General features: G+C 40.3%; 1 protein-coding gene. It reads right to left on the bottom strand.

Going from position 1 to position 559, the window contains the following annotated elements; all coding sequences use genetic code 11:
- On the bottom strand, nucleotides 1-559 hold a 559-nt coding region (locus tag LPAF129_RS11080; protein WP_244057186.1), incomplete at both ends, for an IS30 family transposase.

The raw sequence follows: 559 nt of genomic DNA, 5'->3' as shown, positions 1-559 counted from the left end.
TAACAGCTTTCTTTACCTTGAACTAGAATAACTTCTTCATATCTGGTTTTACGTTCCGTTAATGTCAGCAGATTTAAATCGCCAGCCTCACGTTGGCCAACAACACTATCGATTTCCCAATGTCCGAATTCTTGACGATTATCAACTTCAATTGGACGTTCTTCAATTGAACGACCTAAAACCTTCTCATTAGTTTTAGGCTGGACTTTTTTCGCCTTACGACTAACTTTTTCGGCCAAATCAATGTTTCTGGTTTTCAATTTTTGTTGGTCAATCCAGTTGTAGAGTGTTGTAGTACATGGAATTGTAGCCTGACTAAGCTTGGGATCCTGGTGAGCAGCCATGACAACCTGATCAGGTGACCAAGAATAGCGGGCTAACAAATGTTGATCAGCAAAGCTGATAAAAGCTTGGCATGATCCTTGATCAAATAGTGAGTGACGACCAGAGTATTGGTGATTACGTTGATAGACTGCTTCACCAGCCTGTGCTGAATATTCGAAATATTCGTACTCGTACGTTTTATTACCTTGTTTTTGTCGACGAATCTGCCTAATAG

It is taken from the genome of Ligilactobacillus pabuli, assembly GCF_022836475.1.
Lineage (GTDB): Bacteria > Bacillota > Bacilli > Lactobacillales > Lactobacillaceae > Ligilactobacillus > Ligilactobacillus pabuli.
Note: the sequence above shows the minus strand (reverse complement) of the source record. Positions and strands in the feature narration are given on the sequence as shown.